Raw genomic sequence first — 20,240 nt, 5'->3', positions numbered from 1 at the left:
GCAAAAGCCAGCGTAATGTCCTGGCTCAGGCTGACTTGCTCCATTTGGTATGCTCGGTAAACGGGAACATCAGGCCCAGAGCCGCTTTGACACGGGTTTCACTTGATAAAGCCCACCTGCAACGGTAGCTAAACCAAGGTGAAATTTTAGCATTTTTTACGATTTCACTTTTAATTTTACATTAACAACGCGGGTTTTGACTTCAATATTATTTTTTTTCACATGCCAGAGTGCAACTTTGGCGCTACTCTCATTTGGCAATGTCTGATCAAGGAAGATGCCATGCGTGGTATGCAGATTAACATAGGGATATGTTATGAATTACTCTGTTAATTCATTGGGTTTTATTATCTTAAAAGCCTCTCCCAAAACACTCTCTTTATATAATGCTGTAAAACGTTTTTTTACTTTCACGGAAGAATGCCCGGCTGAAATATTGCGCTCAAAACCCCAGAAAAATAAATTTCCGTGGTGATTCGGTTGTTTTTATTGTCATGGCTAATGCGCTGATTCTCGACGGCGATAATGCAGGGTACTTTCGATAGGAACACTCGTTCAAGAGAGGTTCTATCATTCCCATGTCGGGGTTAAGTTTCGTTACGGTATTTTACCGGGCCAATAATATATATCTGGTAAATATTTTTACTTATTCAGGAGCACACTCAATGAACCAGCGTTTGGACTTTATCGGTATTGGCATCGGTCCGTCCAACCTCAGTATTGCTGCGCTTGCTAGCGAAATCGAGGGATTCAGTTGCAAATTCCTCGAGCGCAAACCGCACTTTTCTTGGCATCCAGGCATGATCCTGGCAGAGAGCAGCATGCAGACGAATTTTTTAAAGGATCTGGTCACTGCCGTTGCCCCTACCAACCCTTATAGTTTTCTCAATTATCTGGTGAAGCGGAAAAAGTTCTACCGTTTCCTAACCACCGAGCAACGCACTGCGTCGCGCGAAGAGTTCGCCGACTACCTGAACTGGGCGGCAACGGGTTTGGACTCACTGGCGTTCAACCAGGAAGTCCAGCATGTGGCGTTTGATGACCAGCAACGACACTTTGTCGTCACCACCCAGAATGATGTGCTCTACGCCAAACACCTGTGCGTGGGGATTGGCAAGCAGATCAAACTGCCTGACTGCGTGACGCAGCAAAATGATCAATGCTTCCACGCCAGCGAAATGATGCTGCGCCAGCCGAATCTTACCGGAAAACGCGTGGCCATCGTGGGCGGGGGGCAAAGCGGTGCCGATCTGTTCCTGAACATTTTTAAAGGGGAATGGGGTCAGCCAGAACACCTGGGTTGGCTGTCCCGGCGCAACAATTACAACGCTCTGGATGAAGCGGCATTTGCTAACGAGTATTTTACGCCTGAGTATGTCGAGAAGTTCTGCACGCTGGGCAATGAGGCCAAACGGCACATGCTGCACGAGCAAAAAATGACCTCTGATGGCATTACCAGCGAGTCTCTGTTGGCGATTTATCGCGCCATGTATCATCGCTTCGATGTGCTCCGTGAGAAGCGCTGGGTCCAACTGTTGCCCAGCCGTTCAGTGACCGCCCTCAGCACCAAAGACAATGCCTATCGGTTGGAGACGCAGCATCACCTTGATCACGGTCGGGAAACCTTTGACGCCGACGTGGTGATTTTTGCGACCGGCTATCAACAGGCACGCCCGGCTTTTCTTGACTCCCTGGCCGGCGTTTTATCAACCACCGCTGATGGACAATACCGCATTGCCTCTGATTTTACCCTGGCACGACCAGGAGCCGAGGGGAACTGTTTGTTTGCCGTCAACGCCAGCATGCACCACCACGGCATTGCCGATCCCCAACTGAGCCTGATGGCTTGGCGTTCGGCCTGCATTCTCAATCGCGCCTTAGGCCGCAACCAGTTTGATTTAAGCACCACCCCGGCGATGATCCAGTGGCGCAGTGAGCAAGAAAAAGCCACCGCTTCAGCTTCCTTTGGTGTCTAACCGTCACCGTTTTAATATTTTCGTCATAATGATGAGACAGGGCGTATGAGAAAAAACATTAATAAATTTATCATGAATCAACTGGCGACATTTACGCCGACGTTCAAGACAAAATTTATCTATAAAAAGGCATTTGGAAAAAAATTAAACCTTAATCCGCCGGTGACGTGGAACGAAAAAATCAACTACCTCAAACTGAACGGTTACAGCAAAAATGCGCTGGTCACGCAGTGTGCGGACAAATACGCCGTGCGCGAGTATTTGAAGGCGCAGGGATGCGAAGAGATTCTCAATGAGCTGTACTTCGCCTGCGACTCGGTCGATGAGATCCCTTGGGATTCTTTGCCCGACAAGTTTGTCATCAAAGGCAACCATGGCTCCGGTTACAACCTGATTTGCCAGGATAAAAGCAAGCTGGACATCGGGCGCGCCTCTAAAATCATAGATAACTGGATGCGGGAGGACTATTGGAAGGTCTACGCGGAATTAAACTACAAGAAAATCAATAAAAAGATAATCGGTGAGAAGTATATAGAGTCAGCGGGCGGTCATGGCCCCGAAGACTACAAAATATACTGCTTCAATGGCGTTCCATACTGCACGTTACTTTGTGTCGGCAGGGACAAGGGCATGCCGAAATATTACTTTTTCGATAAGGACTTCAAGTTTCTGTGCTACAGCCAAGACTGTCTGGCCCTAGGCCCAGAAGAGATTGCGGCTTTTGTTAAGCCGGAAGGTTACGATGACCTTTTTGACTACGCCAGAAAGCTTTCGGCGCCGTTTGAGTTTGTCCGTGTCGATTTCTATATCTCCAATGGCAAAGTCATCTTTGGCGAGTTGACCTTCACACCCTCAGCCGGGATTGATACGGATATCCTCGAACCCACGGATATTCTGCTTGGGGAGATGCTTAAACTGAAATAACCGCGTGTGTGTTCAATAGCTCGCAAGAGAAGTCCCCCCGACACCCTGTGGCCCCGCAGGGTGTTTTTATTGGTGCGCAGCCAGTCTTGTTTCTTCAATGTTAATCGGCTCACAGAATCCATGCTCCATCGCCTTACGTGAATGCGACGTATCTTTCTGAAACTAATCTGGTTATGTGAATGTCCCTCTTTTCTCGTTCGGTTATCGCACGCTAATTGATTTAACAATATTGAAACTTATAGCCGCCGATGCTTTGATAATTAGGCGATTAACGAACCAAGTTTCGATAATCGCACAATTAGCGGCTTTGCCAGGGGAACGCCTGGTCGTATCCGCAGGGTTTATTTCGCCAGACCAACCCAGGAAACGCTCTATGTCCCAGCCAAACACGTTAGAAATTCAGTCGTTTATCAATGAAAACCCTTTCTCACGTTACCAGTGGTTGATCCTGGTTCTGTGCTTTTTGACCGTGGCGTTGGACGGTTTCGATACCGCAATCATCGGTTTTATCGCTACCTCACTGGTACAGGACTGGGGGATTGAGAAAACCTCGCTGGGGCCGGTAATGAGTGCCGCCCTGGTCGGCCTGGCGGTTGGCGCGCTTACCGCCGGACCGCTGGCGGATCGTATCGGCCGCAAGAAGGTGCTGGTACTGTCGCTGATCCTGTTCGGCGGCTTCAGTTTATTGACGGCCTTTGCCACCACGCTGCCGATGCTGACGCTGTTGCGCTTTTTAACCGGCCTGGGATTGGGCGCAGCGATGCCGAACGCAGCCACTTTAATGTCGGAATATGCACCGGAGCGTAAACGGGCACTGTTGGTAAACCTGATGTTCTGCGGTTTTCCGCTGGGATCGTCGATGGGGGGCTTCGTCTCCGCCTGGCTGATCCCGCATTTCGGCTGGCAGAGCGTGATGGTGCTGGGTGGGGTAATGCCGCTGCTGCTGGCGGTGGTGTTGATTGTCGCGCTGCCGGAGTCCGCGCGATTTATGGTGGTGCGCGGCTACCCGGCGCAGCGTATCGCTGCCGTACTTAAGCGTATTGCACCGCTCAATCTCGCCGAACCGCTGCACTTTAGCCTGAGTGAAGACGGGCAGGTAAAGAACAAGTCGGCGCTGGGGGTGATTTTCTCCCCTCGTTATCTGTTGGGGACGCTGATGCTGTGCCTGACTTATTTTATGGGACTGATGATTTTCTACCTGTTGACCAGCTGGTTGCCGCTGCTGATCCGTGAAACCGGGGCTTCTATCCGTCAGGCATCGCTGATTACCGCGCTGTTTCCTTTGGGCGGCGGTATTGGCGTGCTGATCATCGGTTGGCTGATGGATCGCATGAACCCGCACAAGGTGGTGGCGGTGGGCTATCTGCTGACCGGAGTGTTCGTCTGCGCGATTGGCTATGTCTACACCGATCCGTTGCTGATGGCCGTGACAGTCTTTATCGCAGGAACCTGCATGAATGGCGCTCAGTCTTCGATGCCTGCACTGGCCGCCGGTTTCTATCCCACCCAGGGACGGGCGACCGGTGTCGCCTGGATGCTGGGGCTGGGACGCTTCGGCGGCATTCTGGGGGCCATGAGCGGCGGGGTACTGATGCAAATGCAGCTGTCGTTCAGCACCATTTTTACGCTGTTGGCGATCCCTGCACTGGTGGCGGCACTGGCGCTGGTAGCCAAACACTTTTCCAGCAAAGCGGCGGCATTGCCCGGTTCGCTCAACAAAGCCTTATAAAGCCTTATAAGGAGATAATCATGCGGACACAAATAGCGATTATTGGTGCCGGTCCAGCCGGATTGATGTTGTCGCACCTGCTGCATCTGCAAGGCATCGAGTCGGTAGTGCTGGAGTCACGCAGCCAACAGGCGGTGGAATCGACCATTCGCGCCGGGGTACTCGAACAGGGAACGGTGGATTTGCTCAATCAAACCGGGCTGGGTGAACGCATGCGCAGAGAAGGGGCGCAACATCATGGCATCCGGCTGGCATTTGGTGGCCAACAATACCGGATCGACTTGACGGAACTGACCGATCGGGCGATCACCGTTTATGCTCAGCACGAGGTGCTGAAAGATATGATTGCCGCACGGCAGGCCGCGCAGGGGCAACTCCATTTTGAGGTGGAGGAGGTGGCGCTGAAGGGGCTGGACGGCGAAAGGCCGCAGGTACATTACCGCCACAACGGCGAACAACGACGGCTTGACTGCGATTTTGTCATTGGTTGCGACGGGTTCCATGGCATCAGCCGGGCCGCGATGCCCGGTGGGCTGCGTCAGGACTACACCCGGGTTTATCCCTTCGGCTGGTTCGGCATTTTGGTGGACGCGCCGCCGTCCAGCGACGAACTGATCTACGCCAGCCATTCACGCGGATTTGCGCTGATCAGCACCCGTTCGCCGGGCGTGCAGCGCATGTATTTCCAGTGTGATCCGGCGGAGAATGTTGACCACTGGTCAGACGATCGCATCTGGAACGAACTGGAAAGCCGGCTGGAAAATCACGATGGCTGGTCGCTGAAAAAGGGACGTATCTTCCAGAAAAACGTGGTTGGCATGCGCAGCTTCGTCACTGAGCCTATGCGCTGCAAGCGCCTGCTGCTGGCCGGGGACTCGGCGCATATCGTGCCGCCGACCGGGGCAAAGGGGTTGAACCTGGCAATGGCGGACGTCTGCCTGTTGTCGCAGGCGCTTGAGGCATTTTACCGGCATAAGAGCTGGCGGCGACTGGACAGCTACAGCGATGATGCCCTGCAACGGGTTTGGCGCGCCGAGCATTTTTCCTGGTGGATGACCAATATGCTGCACACCCACCAGGACGACAGCGCATTCCAGCAACGCCTGCAGCTTTCGGAACTGCAATACACCGTGAAGTCACGCAGCGCCATGACGGTGCTGGCAGAAAACTACGTCGGTTCGCCCTTTCAGATGATGTGAGTGAACACCATGGCTGGCCGGAGCCCGCCATGGTGGAAGGGATCACAGCGGGGCGGAGGGGGATGCCGTTTGATCGTAGCCCCCCCAGACTGACTGATCGAAGTTAACGATAGAACCGGTCATCAGGCCGGATTCATCGCTGGCCAGGAAAGCGACGGTACGTGCCACTTCTTCTGGCTGAATCAAACGACCAAAAGGCTGCTCGGCGGCGGCTTTTTCCAGCCAGTTATCCTCGGCACCATGATATTGCTTCATTATGCGGTCTTCCCCTTCGGATGCCATCCACCCGATGTTCAGACCATTGACGCGGATCCGGTTGCGTAACAGGGCGTAGGCGGTGTTGCGTGTCAACGTAGCCAATGCACCTTTCGACGAACAGTAGGCGGAGATAAAAGGCTGCCCGGCCAACGCTGACATGGAACAGATGTTAACAATGCTGCCCGCCGTATTTTCACGACGCATAATTTTTATCGACTCTTGCATCAGATAAAACGGCCCGCGAACATTGGTGGCAAACATCTTGTCGAACAGCTCGGGTGCCGTATCGATGATGGTGCCGCGATCGGTCATGCCCCCGGCGTTGACCAGAACATCGACGCGGCCAAATAATTCATCTGTTTTAGCGATAACCTGGCGACAGTCTTCCACGGAAGATAAATCGGCGCGTACAAAAATCACTGGGGTGTCAGTTTCTGCATTTAACCTCTCAGCGATTTCTGCACCTTTTGCCTGGTTTCTTCCGCAAATAATCACCCCGGCAGCCCCTTGCTGGCTAAAATGGCGCGCGATTGCGGCCCCCAGCCCCTGCGTGCCACCGGTGATGACGGCCACTTTTCCGACTAACTGATCCATCATATATCTCCTTCTGTATAGCGATAGCCTGCCGCGCTGAGCGCTTTGCACAGGGTGTTATAGCCGAGACGGGCATACTCAAGGGGCGGCGCTTTGGCCGGATCCTGTTCGGCTTCAACCACAAACCATCCCTGATAACCTATAGCGGCAAGCTTATTAATGACGGCGGTGAAGTCGATGGATCCATCACCCGGTACGGTATAAACCCCCTTCAATACGGCATCCAGAAAAGAGTCTTTATGGCGGTCGATACCGTTTAGCACGTCCGAACGGACATCTTTGGTATGCACATGGATGATGCGATCGCCATGTTTTTCCAGCACTCTGACAGGGTCCACGCCGGCGAACACCAAATGTCCGGTATCAAATAACAGGCCAACGTCTTTACTGGTTGCCGCCATTAAGCGGTCAATATCCTGTTCATCTTCAATTGCCGTGCCCATATGATGATGGAAGGCGAGCGGCACGCCGAAATCCTTGCAGAAGGCGGCGAATCGAGACAGTTTGTCGCCATACTCGCTGATTTCTGCGTCGGACAACCGACGTCGTTCAGCCAGGGGGACGTTCTGCCGGTTCTGGATGGTACCGGCAGTTTCTCCGTAAACCAGGCAGGCGGCACCGCAGTCGCGGAAAAGTTGCATTTGTGGCAGCGAGCGGCTGATTTCTTCGTTCAGGCTGTTATCAAGCAGCGTGCCCGAATACCATCCCGAGACCAGTTCAAGCTGGAAGTATTTCAGGGTAGGTTTGAGCTCCTCACTGGTTTTTGGGAATTTGCCGCCCGTTTCAACGCCCTGAAACCCCGCAAGGTGGCTTTCAAACAGGCAGGTTGCCAACGAGGTTTCACCTCCTAGCTGAGGGAGATCGTCATTCGACCAAGCGATAGGCGCGATGCCAAGCTTTGCTTTAAGAACCATGTTCTGCCCCTTCTTTAAATGCCGATACGCTGATTTTTGCGTCCTTCGAGATGTTCGCGATGCGCCTGGTTAACGCTCTCGCGCTCGCTCACTTCCGGCACGCCGACATCCCACCATGCATCTCCGGGCGTCCAGTGGTGGGCGTCGGTGGCAATGGAAATTACCGTGGTACGATCGTTGCCTTTGGCCCATTTAAGGGCGTCTTCAAGCTGTTCGAGCGAGGTCACCTTGCGGGCATAAGCCCCCATCGACTCGGCATTGGCGACGAAATCCACCGGGAAAGGCTCTTTCACGCGGCAATCCTTCAACAGGTTATTGAAGGAAGCACCGCCTTTGGCGTTCTGCAAACGGTTGATCACCGCATAACCGCCGTTGTCGCACACCAGTAAAATAAATTTATGACCGGACAGTACGCTCGAATAGATATCTGAGTTCATCATCATGTAGGTGCCGTCCCCAATCATGACGAAGACATCCTGTTTTTTGCCCGCCATGGCGGCTCCCCAGCCTGCAGAGAGCTCATAACCCATACAGGAAAAACCGAACTCGCAATCGAAGGTGCCGGGATCTTTGACACGCCAGCCTTTCACCAACTCGCCAGGCAGCCCGCCGGCGGCACTGATGATGTAATCTTCCGGCGCCGCCACTGCATTCACCACGCCGATCACCTGGGCGTAGCTGGGGACATCGGTGGTGACCCCAGGTTCTTGGGTTTTTGCAATCAGTGCGTTCCAGTCAGCAAAAGCCGCTCGTCCCTTAGCCAACCAGGCGGGCGCGGCCACCCATTCGCCCAGTGCATGATTTAGCTCGATGATCCCTTCGCGGGCATCGCACACCAGCGGAATAGCGCGGTGTTTATGCGCATCAAAGCGCGCAGCATTGAGTGAAATGAACTGTGCCTGTTGATCGAATACCGTCCATGAACCGGTGACGAAATCCATCAACCGGGTTCCTATGGCGACCACGACATCGGCTCGGGAAGCCAACTCATTGGCTGAGGTGGAACCAAGGATACCAATTGGCCCCATATGGATAGGGTGGTCGTGCGTAAAAGCGCCTTTACCGGCAATGGTTTCCACGACGGGTATGCCATGGCGAACCGCGAAAGCCTCCAGTTCAGCTTCGGCCTGAGAGTAGCGCACGCCTCCACCAGAGACAATCAATGGGCGTTTGGCGTTCATCAGGCATTGTGCTGCGTGAGCAAGCTGAAGGCAATCGGGCCGTGGACGAGGCATCAGATGCAACTGCGGGGCGAAAAAGGCTTCCGGGTAATCCCAGGCCATTTCCTGCACGTCCTGACACATGCCGATAAAGGCCGGGCCGCAGTCGCCCGGATCCAGCATGGTGGCCACGGCCTGCGGCAGCGAGGACACGATTTGTTCAGGATAGGTGATGCGGTCCCAATAGCGGCTTACCGTTTTGAAAGCATCGTTGATGGTTTGTGTCGGATCGTTGAAATGCTCGATCTGTTGCATTACCGGATCCGGATGCCGCCGCGCAAAGCTGTCGCCGCAAATCATCAGCATGGGCAAACGGCTGGTGTGCGCGACGCCGGCAGCGGTTAGCAGGTTGGCGGTACCCGGACCGATCGACGCGGTAACCACCATGATCTGCCTGCGAACCATCGCCTTGGCAAAACCAATAGCCGCAAAACCCATCGATTGTTCATTTTGGCCGCGCCAGGTTGGCAATATATCCTGTACCGCTTCCAGCGCTTCACCCAGACAGGTGACGTTGCCATGGCCAAAAATCCCATACACGCCGGGAAAAAGCGGGACGCGTTCGCCCTCGATTTCCGTAAACTGGTTGCTCAGATAACGAACGACTGCCTGAGCCGCTGTACAACGAATCTTGGCCATATCTTCCCCCATTCGGATTGGACGCCTGAAAGCAGCATGATTATTTTTTTTGCATTTTAAATTGCTGTTTATTTTAATTGGCAATAAAAATTGCAAATTCAAACGACAAGACTCCCATCCCGACAGGGCAGAAGTCTGTTTTAAACGTGACTCAACTGCGATGACGCTTGCGGTTCCCCTCAGTGCGCTTTTCACGCTCGGTAATGGTTTCAATGCAGGGCTGGGCTTTTTCCGGCTGTAATGCCGCAGCCAATGCCATCGCAATGCTCTGCGCCAGACACACCGGCGCCGCCAGAGATCGCGAAAAACTGTATTCTTCTTCCGGTATGGTAAACAGCACTTTTGCACTTTTCGCCAGTGGTGAAAGCTGACTGTCAGTAATGGCCACAATAGGGATGCCACGCGCACCGGCATCATCCGCAATGGCGATCACTTCTTTCGCGTAATGGCGAAATGCTATGGCAATAAGCACATCATTTTCCAGCATATTGTTGGCCATTTGCGGTGCCAGTCCCCCGGCAGCATCCAGCAGTATCACGCGACGATTGAGCATGGTTAAAAGGTACCGCATCAGCGACGCGACAGGTTCGGAGCGCAGCTGGCCGGCAATATAGACAGTTTCAGCCTCCTTCAGCAGATGGGCGGTCTCATCGAGATCCTGTTCGGTGATGTTATTCAATAACTCCTGCAGCGTTGCGATATCACGAATGACCAGACTTTGCAGGAAACCCAAGCTGCCTTTTTCATCATTTTTTCGCAGATCATTTTCCAGTGCGGTGATCCGCTCGTTGTAACCGGGCGCTGCCGTAGCCAACCGCGTCTGGAAAACGCTCTGCATCTGTTTAAAACCGCTATAACCAAAAGCCTGGGCAAAACGCACCAACACCGATGGATGTAATCCGCATTTGGCCGCCACGGCGTTAATCGACTCCAGAGCAACCGTATTGGGGTTCTGGGTTATGTAGCGTGCCGCCTGCTGATAGCGCTCCGACAACTGCGGATAGCGTCGGGTGATTTCGTTGACGACCTGCTCGTAATTGTCATGAGGTAGCGGTTTCAGCGCGGCCAGAGTTGGGTCTGTTTTTTTCACCATCAGAATTTCCTTTCCAGGCATTAGCCAGTCATTTTCCAGCACGCTACAGCAATAAAAATTGCAAGTAAAACTCACATGCAATTATTTCTATCTCATTTGCCTTGGGCTGGGAAAAATTCTTCGTGAGATTTGTGATTCATCTCTAAAATATTTATTTCAATTACGGGTGCGCATTGAAATTTTCAAACCAAAATAATTTTTAATGTCTTGATATATCTGAGTTTAAATCGATTTTAATAATGATTTTTTGCCCAAGGTGATGTTGTTGCAACTTTTATTGCTGTGTGTCTAGTATTGCAAATATTGATGCTTTAGCGGCACTCTGCCGAAGCAAAATGCTGAGGGACAACCCATCATGTATGACAATTTTGGACAGTTTATCAACGGTGAGTGGTGTACCGGCCGTGGCACCGAAAGGATAAAGGTGATCGACCCGGGCAAGGGCTGCGAGTTGGGTCAGATTAAGGCGGCGTCTGCGGTGGATACGCTGGTTGCGTTGGACTGTGCCGATCGAGCATTTCCCGGCTGGAAAAACACACCGGCCTGGCAACGCGCGGATCTGCTTCAGGCGGTAGCGCGTGCCATGGTGGCGATAACGCAAGAAGCTGCAGTGATGGTTTCGAAAGAAAGTGGCAAACCCTTGGCGCAGGCAAAACGTGAATGGGAGCTGTCTGTCGATCAGTTTATTTGGCATGCGGAAGAGGCGCGGCGCATCTATGGGCGAATTGTCGAAAGTCGCGTTCCCGCAGGCCGCTGCGAAGTCCTGCATGAGCCGATCGGCGTGGTTGCGGCGTTCACCGCCTGGAATTTCCCGGTGGTATTGGTGGCTCGCAAACTGGCCCCCGCACTTGCCGCAGGCTGTACGGTGGTGTTGCGTCCTTCGAGTGAAGTACCGGGTTCCGCGATGCTGATCTTCGAATGTTTGCGTCAGGCTGGGCTGCCGGCCGGCGTCGCCAACCTGGTGGTGGGGCCGACCGCAACCACCTATGGGCCTTTAATGTCATCGCCAACGGTCAGGAAGGTTTCCCTGACTGGCTCTACGCAAATCGGTCGGCAGATGATCCGCGATTCTGCATCAACCATCAAGCGGCTCAGCATGGAGTTGGGCGGCAATGCGCCAGTAGTCATTTTTAACGACGCCGATATCGATAAAGCGCTAGATCTCTCAGTTGCCACGAAATTTGCCAACAGTGGTCAGGTGTGTGTAACCGGCGATCGTTTTTATGTTCATGAACACTGCTATCAGGCCTTTGTGGAAGGCTTTGCTCGGCGAGCCAGCCAGCTGAATGTGGGTTATGGGCTCGATGAAGGCACCACCATGGGGCCGCTTATCAACATGAAACGGCTTCACGCGATCGAAGACATCGTTACCGACGCGCGCGCCAAAGGCGGAAGAGTGGTGACTGGCGGGCATCGTCTTGAACTTGGCGGGGGCTATTTTTATGCACCCACGGTGATTGCCGATTTACCCGACGATGCGCTCGCAATGGCTGAGGAGAATTTCGGCCCCATTGCGGCAATCACTTCTTTTAGCGACAGCGAAGCCTTATGGGACAGGGTTAACAATTCCAATTTTGCTCTCTCGGCCTATGCCTTTACGCGAGATCCGGCTCGGATCCGCGAAGCCGTTTCTCGCTTCGAGTCCGGCATGGTGGGGATCAACAGCTATGCGCTGGCAGCGGCTGAAGTGCCGTTCGGGGGAATCAAGGCCAGCGGTATGGGACGTGAAGGGGGTTCAGAAGGTATCCACGACTACATGAACACCAAACTTGCACAGATCGTGGTTTAAGGAGCCGCAATGAAACGCAATAACGTCAAAAAGCGTTGGGATGAGGGGCAAACGGTGTTGAACGGCTGGCTGAGCGTTGCCAGCGCCTTTACCGCCGAGATTATGGCTGAGCAGGGGTACGATGCGCTCACGATAGACCTCCAGCATGGGTTTGTCGGTTACGAGCAGGCAACCCATATGCTGCAGGCGATGCGCGCCAGCGGAATAGCCCCGCTGGTCAGGGTGCCCTGGCTCGAACCGGGCATGATCATGAAAGCGCTGGATGCCGGAGCCTGGGGCATTATCTGCCCGATGGTAAACACTGCCGAGCAGGCCCGCACCCTGGTTTCCTGCGTGCGTTATCCCCCCACTGGCAGCCGGAGTTTCGGCCCCACCCGTGCGGTGATTTCTGCCGGATCGGACTATGGTCAATTTGCCGATGAGCAGGTGGTCTGTCTGGCTATGATCGAGACGGCCGAGGCCGTTGAAAATATCGAATCCATTGTGGCTACGCCAGGTCTGGACGGCGTTTACATCGGCCCGGCGGATCTGACGCTTGGCTTGACCGGTCGAAAATACCGTACCGGGTTTGACCGAGACGAGCCCGAAATCATCGAAGCCATAAAGCATATCCTGGCCACGGCGCATCGTGCAGGCAAGAAGGCAGGGTTGCATAACGGCACTGCCGCCTATGCCGCGCAAGCCGCTGAATGGGGCTTTGACCTGGTGACGGTATCCAACGACGTACAACTACTGCGGTCCGCGGCTTCAGCCAGCGTGGCGCAGTTTCGTCAGTTGAATGGCGAAGTCAAAGACGCAGAGCACGCCGTTCGGGGAGGGTACTGAAATGCCGCATGTACTGGTGGCCGGAAAAATCCACGATGCCGGTTTGGCCATCTTACGCAACGCACCTGGCTTTACGGTACAGCTGGTGGCGGAAGTGAGCGTGGAAAGTTACGCGCCTTATCTTGCCGAGGCCGATGCATTGTTGATTCGCACCCAACCCTTGAGCGCGAAAGAAATCCAGACGGCTCGGCGACTCAGGATCGTCTCGCGCCATGGCGTGGGCTATGACTCGGTGGACGTGGCGGCTTTGACCGAACGACAGATCCCACTGACCATTATCGGCGATGTCAATTCACTGTCGGTGGCTGAACATACCTTCTCCTTGCTGTTGGCTTTGGCTAAGCGTCTCTGTTACTTCGACCGCAGTATTCGTGAAGGTGAATGGAACAGACGCAACGGGTTTTCCGCGATGGAAATGGCCGGAAGGACGCTTTTCATCCTGGGTTTCGGCCGTATTGGCAGGGAGGTGGCCCGGTTGGCTAAAAGTTTCCGCATGCGGGTTACTGCCTACGATCCCTATCTTCCAGACGAGGTGTTTACCCAGCTCGGCGTTGAACGAATGGGTGACATCAGCACAGGGCTGAAGACCGCCGATGCGGTCACTGTTCACCTTCCACTCAGTGACGAGAAACCGCTGATTGGCCGACAGCAGTTGGCGATGATGAAACCAGGCGCACTGTTGATCAACACCGCACGAGGGGGAATTGTCGATGAAGAGGCGCTCGCGGAAGCCTTGCAAAGCGGACATCTCGGCGGCGCCGGTTTAGACGTGCTGAAACAGGAGCCGGCAAACCTGGGTTCGACACTGTTAGCGCAAACTGAACGGCTGATCCTCACGCCACACTCTGCCGGGCTCACTGCAGAGGCGGCGATGCGAATGTCAGTGTCGGCCGCTTCCAATATCCTCGATTTTTTCAATGGTCAGCTCGAGAGCGGACTGGTGGTTAATCAGCAGGCCCTGAAGCTTCATGGGCACCAATAACTGACTTCTTATGGAGACTGTCATGATCAGAATTGCGATTCTCGGCGCCGGGCGTATCGGTCAGGTACATGCGGCGAATGTGGCTCGTCATAACGATGCATTTCTTGCCGCTGTTGCAGACCCTGTTATCGAAAATGCCCAAGCGTTGACCGCGGGCTGGGGGGGCGTTGCGTTAGCGGACCCGCTTGAAGCCATTCAAAACCCTGATATTGATGCCGTCATCATAGGCACACCCACGCATACCCATATTGATCTGATGCTGGCCGCGGCTAAAGCCGGCAAGGCGGTGCTGTGCGAAAAGCCGGTGGATTTGGATATCAACAAGGCGTATGCGGCGCAAAGGGCACTGGGCGAGCATGCCAGTCAGGTCATGCTGGGCTTCAATCGCCGGTTTGATCTGGGGTTTAGTGAGATTAACCAACGTATCCGCAGTGGCGATATTGGCGACCTTCATCAGGTGATCATTACCAGTCGAGATCCTGGATTGGCGCCCATGGGCTATTTGAAAAACTCGGGAGGAATTTTCCGCGACATGGTGATCCACGATTTTGACCTTGCCCGCTGGATCCTGGGCGAAGAGCCGGTGGAGGTGTTTGCAACCGGCAGCCGTCTGTTCGCCCCTGAACTGGAGGCGTTGGGCGATTATGACACTGTAATGGTGCAATTGCGCACCGCCTCAGGCAAACAGTGTCAGATCAACTGCAGTCGTCAGGCAATCTATGGCTATGACCAGCGTATGGAGGTCTTCGGTTCCGGGGGGATGTTGTTGAATGACAACCTGCGGGCGACTCCGGTTAGACGTTATAGCAAGCAAGAAACCGAAGCGCGTGGGCCATTGCTTAACTTCTTCATGGAGCGCTATAGCGATGCCTATCGGCTGGAAATAGACGCTTTTATCTCGGCAATTAAGCAGGGCACACCTATGCCGATCACGGTGCATGACGGTTGCATGGCCCTGAGGTTGGCGGATGCCGCTCAGCTTTCCGCAGACACTCATGCGGCTGTGGCGCTGGATTGAGGAGAATGGCGATGCAAAAAATCGGTATTGGACTTATTGGCACCGGCTTTATGGGGAAATCGCACGCCAGAGCCTGGCGTGCCGCTGCCACGCTTTCCGGTGATATTCAGCCGGTATTAATCAGCGTGGCGGATATTGACGCCGCTGCGGCTGAAAGTGCCGCGCAGCAGTTTGGTTTTATGCGCTGGACCCAACGCTGGCAAGATCTGATCGACGATCCGGATATTGATGTTATTTCGATAACCTCACCAAACAGGTTTCACGCCGAACAGGCCCTTGCCGCCATCGCGGCGGGGAAACATGTGCACTGTGAAAAGCCCTTGGCACCGGACAGCGAGACCGCTGAGCGAATGCGCCTTGCGGCAGAGAAAGCCGGTGTCTTCACCCAGGTGGGGTTCAATTACATTAAAAACCCGTTGCTGAAGTTGGCTCGCCAGATGATAGCCAACGGCGATTTAGGCGAGATTACCGGCTTTAGGGGGATCCACGCGGAGGATTTCATGGCGGATCCTGCAATCCCCTGGTCGTGGCGGTTAGATCCGGCTGGAGGGGCCGGCGCGGTGGCGGATTTGGGCAGCCATATTCTGGGTATGGCCAGATTTTTGCTCGGCCCGGTAAGCGAAGTGTTCGCCGATCTCGATACGGTGATTAAAGCTCGGCCGGAAAGCGCGGGTTCGAGGGTACTGAAACCGGTAGAGGTTGACGACATTGCGCGTCTGACCCTGATATTTGCTCGTGGCTGCCGCGGTCATATAGAAGCCAACTGGGTCGCCACGGGCCATAAAATGCAGCTGGGGTTTGAAGTCACCGGTACCCAGGGGGCCCTGAGCTTCAATCAGGAACGTTTTAACGAAATCCAGTATTTCCGTTATGACGGCCCTAGCGGCCTGAACGGCTTTAAAACGCTGGTTGCCGGGCCGGAGCACGCGCCTTACGGGCTTTTTTGTCCGGCTCCGGGGCACCAACTGGGGTTCAACGATCTAAAAACCATTGAAATGCTTGAGTTCATTCAGTCAATTCAGCGGGGAGATACACAAGGGCCAGATTTTAAAGAGGCGGTTGAAATACAGCGTCTGGTGGACGCTGCGGTACGCTCATCCGCGGAACGAAACTGGATCGCACTTTGACGAGTCCGTCGTATCGGCGGCGTCACCTGCGTTAGCTATGCCGTACAGGCCAACGCAATGTCATAGCAGTAAATAATTAACCCTTCGTACTGAAATTACACGCTATTCACCATTAATGGGAAAACGATTATGAAGAAAATTATCTTACTCTGTCTTTCATTGCTATCGCTCAGCCCTTCGGTATTTGCTGTGCAGGTTGGCGTCAGCATTGCCCAAATGGATGATGTTTTTCTCTCGAGGTTACGCGGCTACATTATCGAAAGAGCAAAAACACACCCGGATCTAAAATTGCAGTTTGAAGATGCCCAGGGGGCGGTAGATAAGCAACTGAGTCAGGTGCAGAGTTTCATCAATGGGAAAGTGGACGTGATTATTGTTAATCCGGTCGATACCCAGGGCACCAAAAATATTACCGAGGCCGCCAGAAAGGCCAAAATACCGCTGATTTATCTTAACCGTATGCCCTCGGATTCCACCATGGGCAATGGCATCAGCTATATCGGCAGCGACGAGATTGAAGCCGGCAGGTTACAGATGCAATACCTGGCTGAGATGGTCAAGGATCGTAAAAGCGTCAATGTCGCCATTATGAAAGGGTTATTGAGTAATGATGCCACTCGTTTTAGAACCCAAGGGGCGAAAGAGATTATTGCCAAGAATCCCAACATGCACGTCATTCTGGAAGACACGGCCAAATGGATGCGTGAAGATGGCATGAATCTGATGAACAACTGGATATTGTCAGGCGACAAAATCGATATTCTTTCCTCTAATGCTGATGAAATGGCGATTGGCGCAGCTATGGCGATTAAAAGTAATGGCAAGAGCGTCGGTAAAGATATTCTGATTGGTGGAACCGATGGCGGACCAAATGGCCTGCAGGCGATAAAAAAGGGCATGCTGACGGTCACGGTGTTCCAGGATGCCAAATCGCAGGCCTACGGCGCGGTCGATATGGCGGAGCAAGCGGCAAAGGGGGAAGCTATCAAGGATGTGAACTTTATTCCTTTCCAACTGGTTACTCCCCAGAACTATGAGAAGTTTATGACCCCTTAATCCACCGATGGCAGTGCAGAATGCGTTCGCGGAATTCGCCAGCGCATTTTTTCCCATATCCCCCCAGCCAGGATCCTCGACCAGCTGGCATTACTGAGAAAAAGATCGCCAATGTTTCGATAATCGCCCAAGGTAGCGTTTATCGTTGTTGACGCTGCCGGCGGCGTCGCGCCATCATCGGGAAAATTGCTTTTGCCCGGAGGATCTATGGAGTTACTGACGCCGTTGCTGCGGTCATCAGCGGTGACGGCTTGTTTTAGCGATGCCGCCACACTGCAGGGAATGCTGGACTTCGAAGCGGCGTTGGCTGCGGCTCAGGCCCGCCTTGGCATTATTCCCCAGGAGGCGGCCCAGCGGATCGCTGAAGCCTGCCACAGTGCCTTATTCGATGAGACCGACTTGGCGCAGGCGGCCGCGCAGGCCGGTAATCTGGCGATCCCTCTGGTTAAACAACTGACGACACGGGTGGCGCAGCAGGATGCTGATGCCGCTCGCTTCGTGCATTGGGGCGCCACCAGTCAGGATGCTCTCGACACCGGATTGATGCTGCAACTGCGAAACGCACTGGCATTAACGCTTATCGACCTGGATCGACTGATGGCGGCGCTGGTGCAGCAAATCACCCGTCATCAGGATTGCGTGCTGGTTGGACGCACCTGGATGCAGCATGCCTTGCCGACCACGCTGGGCTTAAAGCTGGCGGGGACGCTGGATGCGCTGTTGCGCTTTCGGCAGCGGTTGCAAGAAATGCGACCGCGTGTGTTGACGCTACAGTTGGGCGGTGCTGCCGGCACGCTGGCTTCGTTGGGTGAGCAGGGGGCAGAATTGGTGACTGCGCTGGCCGCCGGCCTGCAACTGACCGCCGCCCCTACGCCATGGCACAGTCAGCGCGATCGCCTGCTGGAAATTGCCGGCTGGTACGCCGGATTAACCGGTACGCTGGGCAAGTTGGCGCGGGATATCTCTTTGCTGACCCAAACCGAAGTGGCGGAAGTGGCCGAACCGACGGCCGCGGGGCGCGGCGGTTCTTCTACCATGCCGCACAAGCGTAATCCGGTTGCTTGCGCGGTGATCCTTGCGGCGGCCAATCGGGTTCCGGCGCTGGTGGGAGGGCTTTATGCCGCCATGGTACAGGAGCACGAACGCGGTCTGGGTGGCTGGCATGCAGAATGGGAAAGCCTGCCGCAGCTGGTGATGTTGGCGGCGGGTGCCTTGCACACCGCAGTTGATTTGATTGCCGGGCTGCAGGTATTCCCCCAACAGATGCAACATAACCTGAAGTTAACCGACGGGTTGATCATGGCGGAAGCGGTGACGATGGCACTGGGTGAGACTATGGGCCGCCAGCAAGCGCATCATCACATTGAAAAACAGTGCCATCAGGCGCTGGCGCAGGGGCTCACGTTGCTGGAGGTGTTGTTGGACGATCCGGTCGTCATGGCGAATTTAACGGCGCAACGGCTTCATGAATTGCTGGAGCCGCAGCAATATCTCGGCAGTGCGCGGATCTTTACCCAACGGGTGCTGCAACAGGCCACGGAATTAACTTCAGGAGTCCATAGTCATGAAGGATGAACAACGTTATCAGCAGGGTATTGAGGTACGCAGGTCGGTCTTGGGGGACGCGCATGTGGATCGAACTCTCAGTCAACTCACCCCGTTGAATGAAGAGTTTCAGGACTTTATCAGCCGCTATGCCTGGGGCGAGATCTGGACCCGCCCCGGGCTGGCGCGTCATACCCGCAGCCTGATCACCATTGCCATGCTGATCGCCCTTAATCGCGAGGCTGAACTGCGCATGCACCTGAAAGCGGCGGTGAACAACGGCGTGACTCGCGAGGAAATTAAGGAAGTGCTGATGCAGAGCGCGCTGTACTGTGGTTTGCCGGCGGCGAACTCGGCGTTTCATCTGGCGGCGGAGGTGTTTGCCGAGCAGGATACGCAGACTGACTAAGCCGATCTCACTGCGCCGGCAATATGGCGCACCGTCGCGATGAACGCCAGTACCGCCTCGCTTGGTTGGCCGTCGTTGCGAGTCAGAATGCCCACCGCTTCCTCCATGCCCTGGGTGGGCAGCGGCAAGGGCACCAACTGGCCGGTGGCGATATCGGTTTTCACCGCGCTGGACGGCACAAACCATACATAGTCAAATTGCAGCGTCATTTGACGCGCCAGCGAGGCGGAAAGCGTTTCAATATATTGGGCGGGCAGGCTGAATCCCTGCGTCGACAGCAAATTCTCGGTATTGTGGCGCGGCACCGTGCCTTTTGGCGAGACGATGGCGGAATAACTCAGCGCCCGCTCAAGGGTGACGGTTTCGCTTAGCAGCGGATGGCCAGGTCGGGTCACCATCAGCAACGATTCCAGCAGCAACAGTTCGAAAGCCAGCCCGCTCATCATTTCCGGATCCGCCATTCGGCCTATCGCTACGTCAATCTCACCGGCCTTAAGCTGAGCCAGCAACCCGGTGTTGGTGCCGGTGACCACCTGGATTCGTGAATAAGGATGCGCCTGTTGGTACTGCCCGATGGCCTGTGGCAGCATGCCCAGCGCGGTGGTGGGTAGGGTACCGATGCGTAACATTTTGGCCGGTGCGTCCTCGAGCCGATCGAGCGCATGCCCGGCGGCGGTCAAGGCTTCCAACACCCGTGTGGCATAACCAAGAAATTGCTCGCCCTGTTCGGTCAGCAGCGTGCCCTGTCGATGGCGCACCAGCAACCGGTTACCGGTCAGGGCTTCCAGTTCGGTGAGCGTTTTTGATAGCGCCGGTTGGCTCAGATTCAGTTTTTCGGCGGCCCGGCTTAGCGAACGCTCTTGCGCGACGGCGACAAAACCGTTGATGTGGCGTAAGCGCATGCGCTGAATAAATAAATTGGATTTTTTCATACCTCAGTGTA

The 20,240-nt window shown here is 54.5% G+C and carries 17 protein-coding genes; 12 read left to right on the top strand and 5 right to left on the bottom strand.

Annotated elements, in window-relative coordinates; genetic code table 11:
• Positions 1 to 665: 665 nt before the first annotated feature.
• From H0S68_RS12355 to H0S68_RS12340, 4 genes are all read left to right on the top strand, one after another.
• Complete coding sequence (locus H0S68_RS12355) at positions 666 to 1,976, top strand: lysine N(6)-hydroxylase/L-ornithine N(5)-oxygenase family protein (protein ID WP_410529446.1); 1,311 nt, start codon at positions 666 to 668, stop codon at positions 1,974 to 1,976.
• A gap of 45 nt (positions 1,977 to 2,021) precedes the next feature.
• Positions 2,022 to 2,900, top strand: coding sequence for an ATP-grasp fold amidoligase family protein (locus H0S68_RS12350; protein WP_130015781.1), 879 nt, complete (start codon positions 2,022 to 2,024; stop codon positions 2,898 to 2,900).
• Between the two features lie 373 nt (positions 2,901 to 3,273).
• Positions 3,274 to 4,629 (top strand): MFS transporter, encoded by a 1,356-nt coding sequence (locus H0S68_RS12345; RefSeq protein ID WP_122079419.1) that lies wholly within the window; start codon positions 3,274 to 3,276, stop codon positions 4,627 to 4,629.
• A gap of 20 nt (positions 4,630 to 4,649) precedes the next feature.
• Positions 4,650 to 5,828 carry a 4-hydroxybenzoate 3-monooxygenase gene (locus H0S68_RS12340; RefSeq protein WP_187961330.1) on the top strand — a complete coding sequence of 393 codons (1,179 nt, stop codon included), beginning with the start codon at positions 4,650 to 4,652 and terminating at the stop codon, positions 5,826 to 5,828.
• 42 nt (positions 5,829 to 5,870) lie between these two features.
• On the opposite strand, the gene H0S68_RS12335 is transcribed toward H0S68_RS12340, so the two are convergent.
• The 4 genes from H0S68_RS12335 to H0S68_RS12320 all read right to left on the bottom strand — a co-directional run bounded on the left by H0S68_RS12335 (position 5,871) and on the right by H0S68_RS12320 (position 10,546).
• A complete protein-coding gene (locus H0S68_RS12335) occupies positions 5,871 to 6,683 on the bottom strand; it encodes an SDR family oxidoreductase (protein WP_170868559.1) in 813 nt (270 codons plus the stop codon).
• Positions 6,680 to 7,594: a myo-inosose-2 dehydratase gene (gene iolE, locus H0S68_RS12330; protein ID WP_128865241.1), complete on the bottom strand. Its 915-nt coding sequence runs from the start codon at positions 7,592 to 7,594 to the stop codon at positions 6,680 to 6,682. Before iolE ends, H0S68_RS12335 begins: the two co-directional genes overlap by 4 nt.
• Before the next feature lie 14 nt (positions 7,595 to 7,608).
• Positions 7,609 to 9,453, bottom strand: a complete 1,845-nt coding sequence (iolD, locus tag H0S68_RS12325) for a 3D-(3,5/4)-trihydroxycyclohexane-1,2-dione acylhydrolase (decyclizing) (RefSeq protein WP_410529445.1) — start codon at positions 9,451 to 9,453, stop codon at positions 7,609 to 7,611.
• Positions 9,454 to 9,604: 151 nt separating this feature from the next.
• The gene (locus H0S68_RS12320; RefSeq protein WP_273854487.1) at positions 9,605 to 10,546 is read right to left on the bottom strand and encodes a MurR/RpiR family transcriptional regulator; all 942 of its coding nucleotides are present in this window, start codon (positions 10,544 to 10,546) and stop codon (positions 9,605 to 9,607) included.
• Between the two features lie 355 nt (positions 10,547 to 10,901).
• On the opposite strand from H0S68_RS12320, the gene H0S68_RS12315 reads away from it, so the two are divergent.
• From H0S68_RS12315 to pcaC, 8 genes are all read left to right on the top strand, one after another.
• Positions 10,902 to 12,335: an NAD-dependent succinate-semialdehyde dehydrogenase gene (locus tag H0S68_RS12315; protein WP_273854488.1), complete on the top strand. Its 1,434-nt coding sequence runs from the start codon at positions 10,902 to 10,904 to the stop codon at positions 12,333 to 12,335.
• 9 nt (positions 12,336 to 12,344) lie between these two features.
• Positions 12,345 to 13,160, top strand: coding sequence for an HpcH/HpaI aldolase family protein (locus H0S68_RS12310; protein ID WP_128865243.1), 816 nt, complete (start codon positions 12,345 to 12,347; stop codon positions 13,158 to 13,160).
• A gap of 1 nt (position 13,161) precedes the next feature.
• On the top strand, positions 13,162 to 14,142 hold the full coding sequence (locus H0S68_RS12305) for a hydroxyacid dehydrogenase (protein ID WP_130015776.1): 981 nt from the start codon (positions 13,162 to 13,164) through the stop codon (positions 14,140 to 14,142).
• Positions 14,143 to 14,164: 22 nt separating this feature from the next.
• The gene (gene iolG / locus H0S68_RS12300) at positions 14,165 to 15,160 is read left to right on the top strand and encodes an inositol 2-dehydrogenase (RefSeq protein ID WP_232807736.1); all 996 of its coding nucleotides are present in this window, start codon (positions 14,165 to 14,167) and stop codon (positions 15,158 to 15,160) included.
• A gap of 5 nt (positions 15,161 to 15,165) precedes the next feature.
• The gene (locus tag H0S68_RS12295) at positions 15,166 to 16,287 is read left to right on the top strand and encodes a Gfo/Idh/MocA family protein (protein WP_410529444.1); all 1,122 of its coding nucleotides are present in this window, start codon (positions 15,166 to 15,168) and stop codon (positions 16,285 to 16,287) included.
• Between the two features lie 129 nt (positions 16,288 to 16,416).
• Positions 16,417 to 17,343 carry a substrate-binding domain-containing protein gene (locus H0S68_RS12290; protein WP_130015774.1) on the top strand — a complete coding sequence of 309 codons (927 nt, stop codon included), beginning with the start codon at positions 16,417 to 16,419 and terminating at the stop codon, positions 17,341 to 17,343.
• Positions 17,344 to 17,550: 207 nt separating this feature from the next.
• Positions 17,551 to 18,918 carry a 3-carboxy-cis,cis-muconate cycloisomerase gene (locus tag H0S68_RS12285; protein ID WP_410529443.1) on the top strand — a complete coding sequence of 456 codons (1,368 nt, stop codon included), beginning with the start codon at positions 17,551 to 17,553 and terminating at the stop codon, positions 18,916 to 18,918.
• Positions 18,908 to 19,297, top strand: coding sequence for a 4-carboxymuconolactone decarboxylase (pcaC, locus tag H0S68_RS12280; protein WP_198639643.1), 390 nt, complete (start codon positions 18,908 to 18,910; stop codon positions 19,295 to 19,297). Before H0S68_RS12285 ends, pcaC begins: the two co-directional genes overlap by 11 nt.
• Here pcaC and H0S68_RS12275 read toward each other — a convergent pair.
• Entirely contained in the window at positions 19,294 to 20,229 is a 936-nt protein-coding gene (locus tag H0S68_RS12275) for a LysR substrate-binding domain-containing protein (protein WP_122079415.1), read from the bottom strand. The genes pcaC and H0S68_RS12275 overlap by 4 nt on opposite strands.
• Positions 20,230 to 20,240: the final 11 nt, after the last annotated feature.

The organism is Serratia sp. AXJ-M (assembly GCF_046531865.1).
Taxonomy (GTDB): domain Bacteria; phylum Pseudomonadota; class Gammaproteobacteria; order Enterobacterales; family Enterobacteriaceae; genus Serratia; species Serratia liquefaciens.
This window is presented reverse-complemented; position numbering and strand designations above follow the sequence as displayed.

Coding starts and splice junctions, on each gene's coding strand:
- iolE (WP_128865241.1), bottom strand. CDS start 7,594: ATGGTTCTTAAAGCAAAGCTTGGCATCGCGCCTATCGCTTGGTCGAAT.
- H0S68_RS12275 (WP_122079415.1), bottom strand. CDS start 20,229: ATGAAAAAATCCAATTTATTTATTCAGCGCATGCGCTTACGCCACATC.
- H0S68_RS12340 (WP_187961330.1), top strand. CDS start 4,650: ATGCGGACACAAATAGCGATTATTGGTGCCGGTCCAGCCGGATTGATG.
- H0S68_RS12320 (WP_273854487.1), bottom strand. CDS start 10,546: ATGGTGAAAAAAACAGACCCAACTCTGGCCGCGCTGAAACCGCTACCT.
- H0S68_RS12345 (WP_122079419.1), top strand. CDS start 3,274: ATGTCCCAGCCAAACACGTTAGAAATTCAGTCGTTTATCAATGAAAAC.
- H0S68_RS12355 (WP_410529446.1), top strand. CDS start 666: ATGAACCAGCGTTTGGACTTTATCGGTATTGGCATCGGTCCGTCCAAC.
- H0S68_RS12290 (WP_130015774.1), top strand. CDS start 16,417: ATGAAGAAAATTATCTTACTCTGTCTTTCATTGCTATCGCTCAGCCCT.
- iolG (WP_232807736.1), top strand. CDS start 14,165: ATGATCAGAATTGCGATTCTCGGCGCCGGGCGTATCGGTCAGGTACAT.
- H0S68_RS12285 (WP_410529443.1), top strand. CDS start 17,551: ATGGAGTTACTGACGCCGTTGCTGCGGTCATCAGCGGTGACGGCTTGT.
- H0S68_RS12350 (WP_130015781.1), top strand. CDS start 2,022: ATGAGAAAAAACATTAATAAATTTATCATGAATCAACTGGCGACATTT.
- H0S68_RS12315 (WP_273854488.1), top strand. CDS start 10,902: ATGTATGACAATTTTGGACAGTTTATCAACGGTGAGTGGTGTACCGGC.
- iolD (WP_410529445.1), bottom strand. CDS start 9,453: ATGGCCAAGATTCGTTGTACAGCGGCTCAGGCAGTCGTTCGTTATCTG.
- pcaC (WP_198639643.1), top strand. CDS start 18,908: ATGAAGGATGAACAACGTTATCAGCAGGGTATTGAGGTACGCAGGTCG.
- H0S68_RS12335 (WP_170868559.1), bottom strand. CDS start 6,683: ATGATGGATCAGTTAGTCGGAAAAGTGGCCGTCATCACCGGTGGCACG.
- H0S68_RS12310 (WP_128865243.1), top strand. CDS start 12,345: ATGAAACGCAATAACGTCAAAAAGCGTTGGGATGAGGGGCAAACGGTG.
- H0S68_RS12295 (WP_410529444.1), top strand. CDS start 15,166: ATGGCGATGCAAAAAATCGGTATTGGACTTATTGGCACCGGCTTTATG.
- H0S68_RS12305 (WP_130015776.1), top strand. CDS start 13,162: ATGCCGCATGTACTGGTGGCCGGAAAAATCCACGATGCCGGTTTGGCC.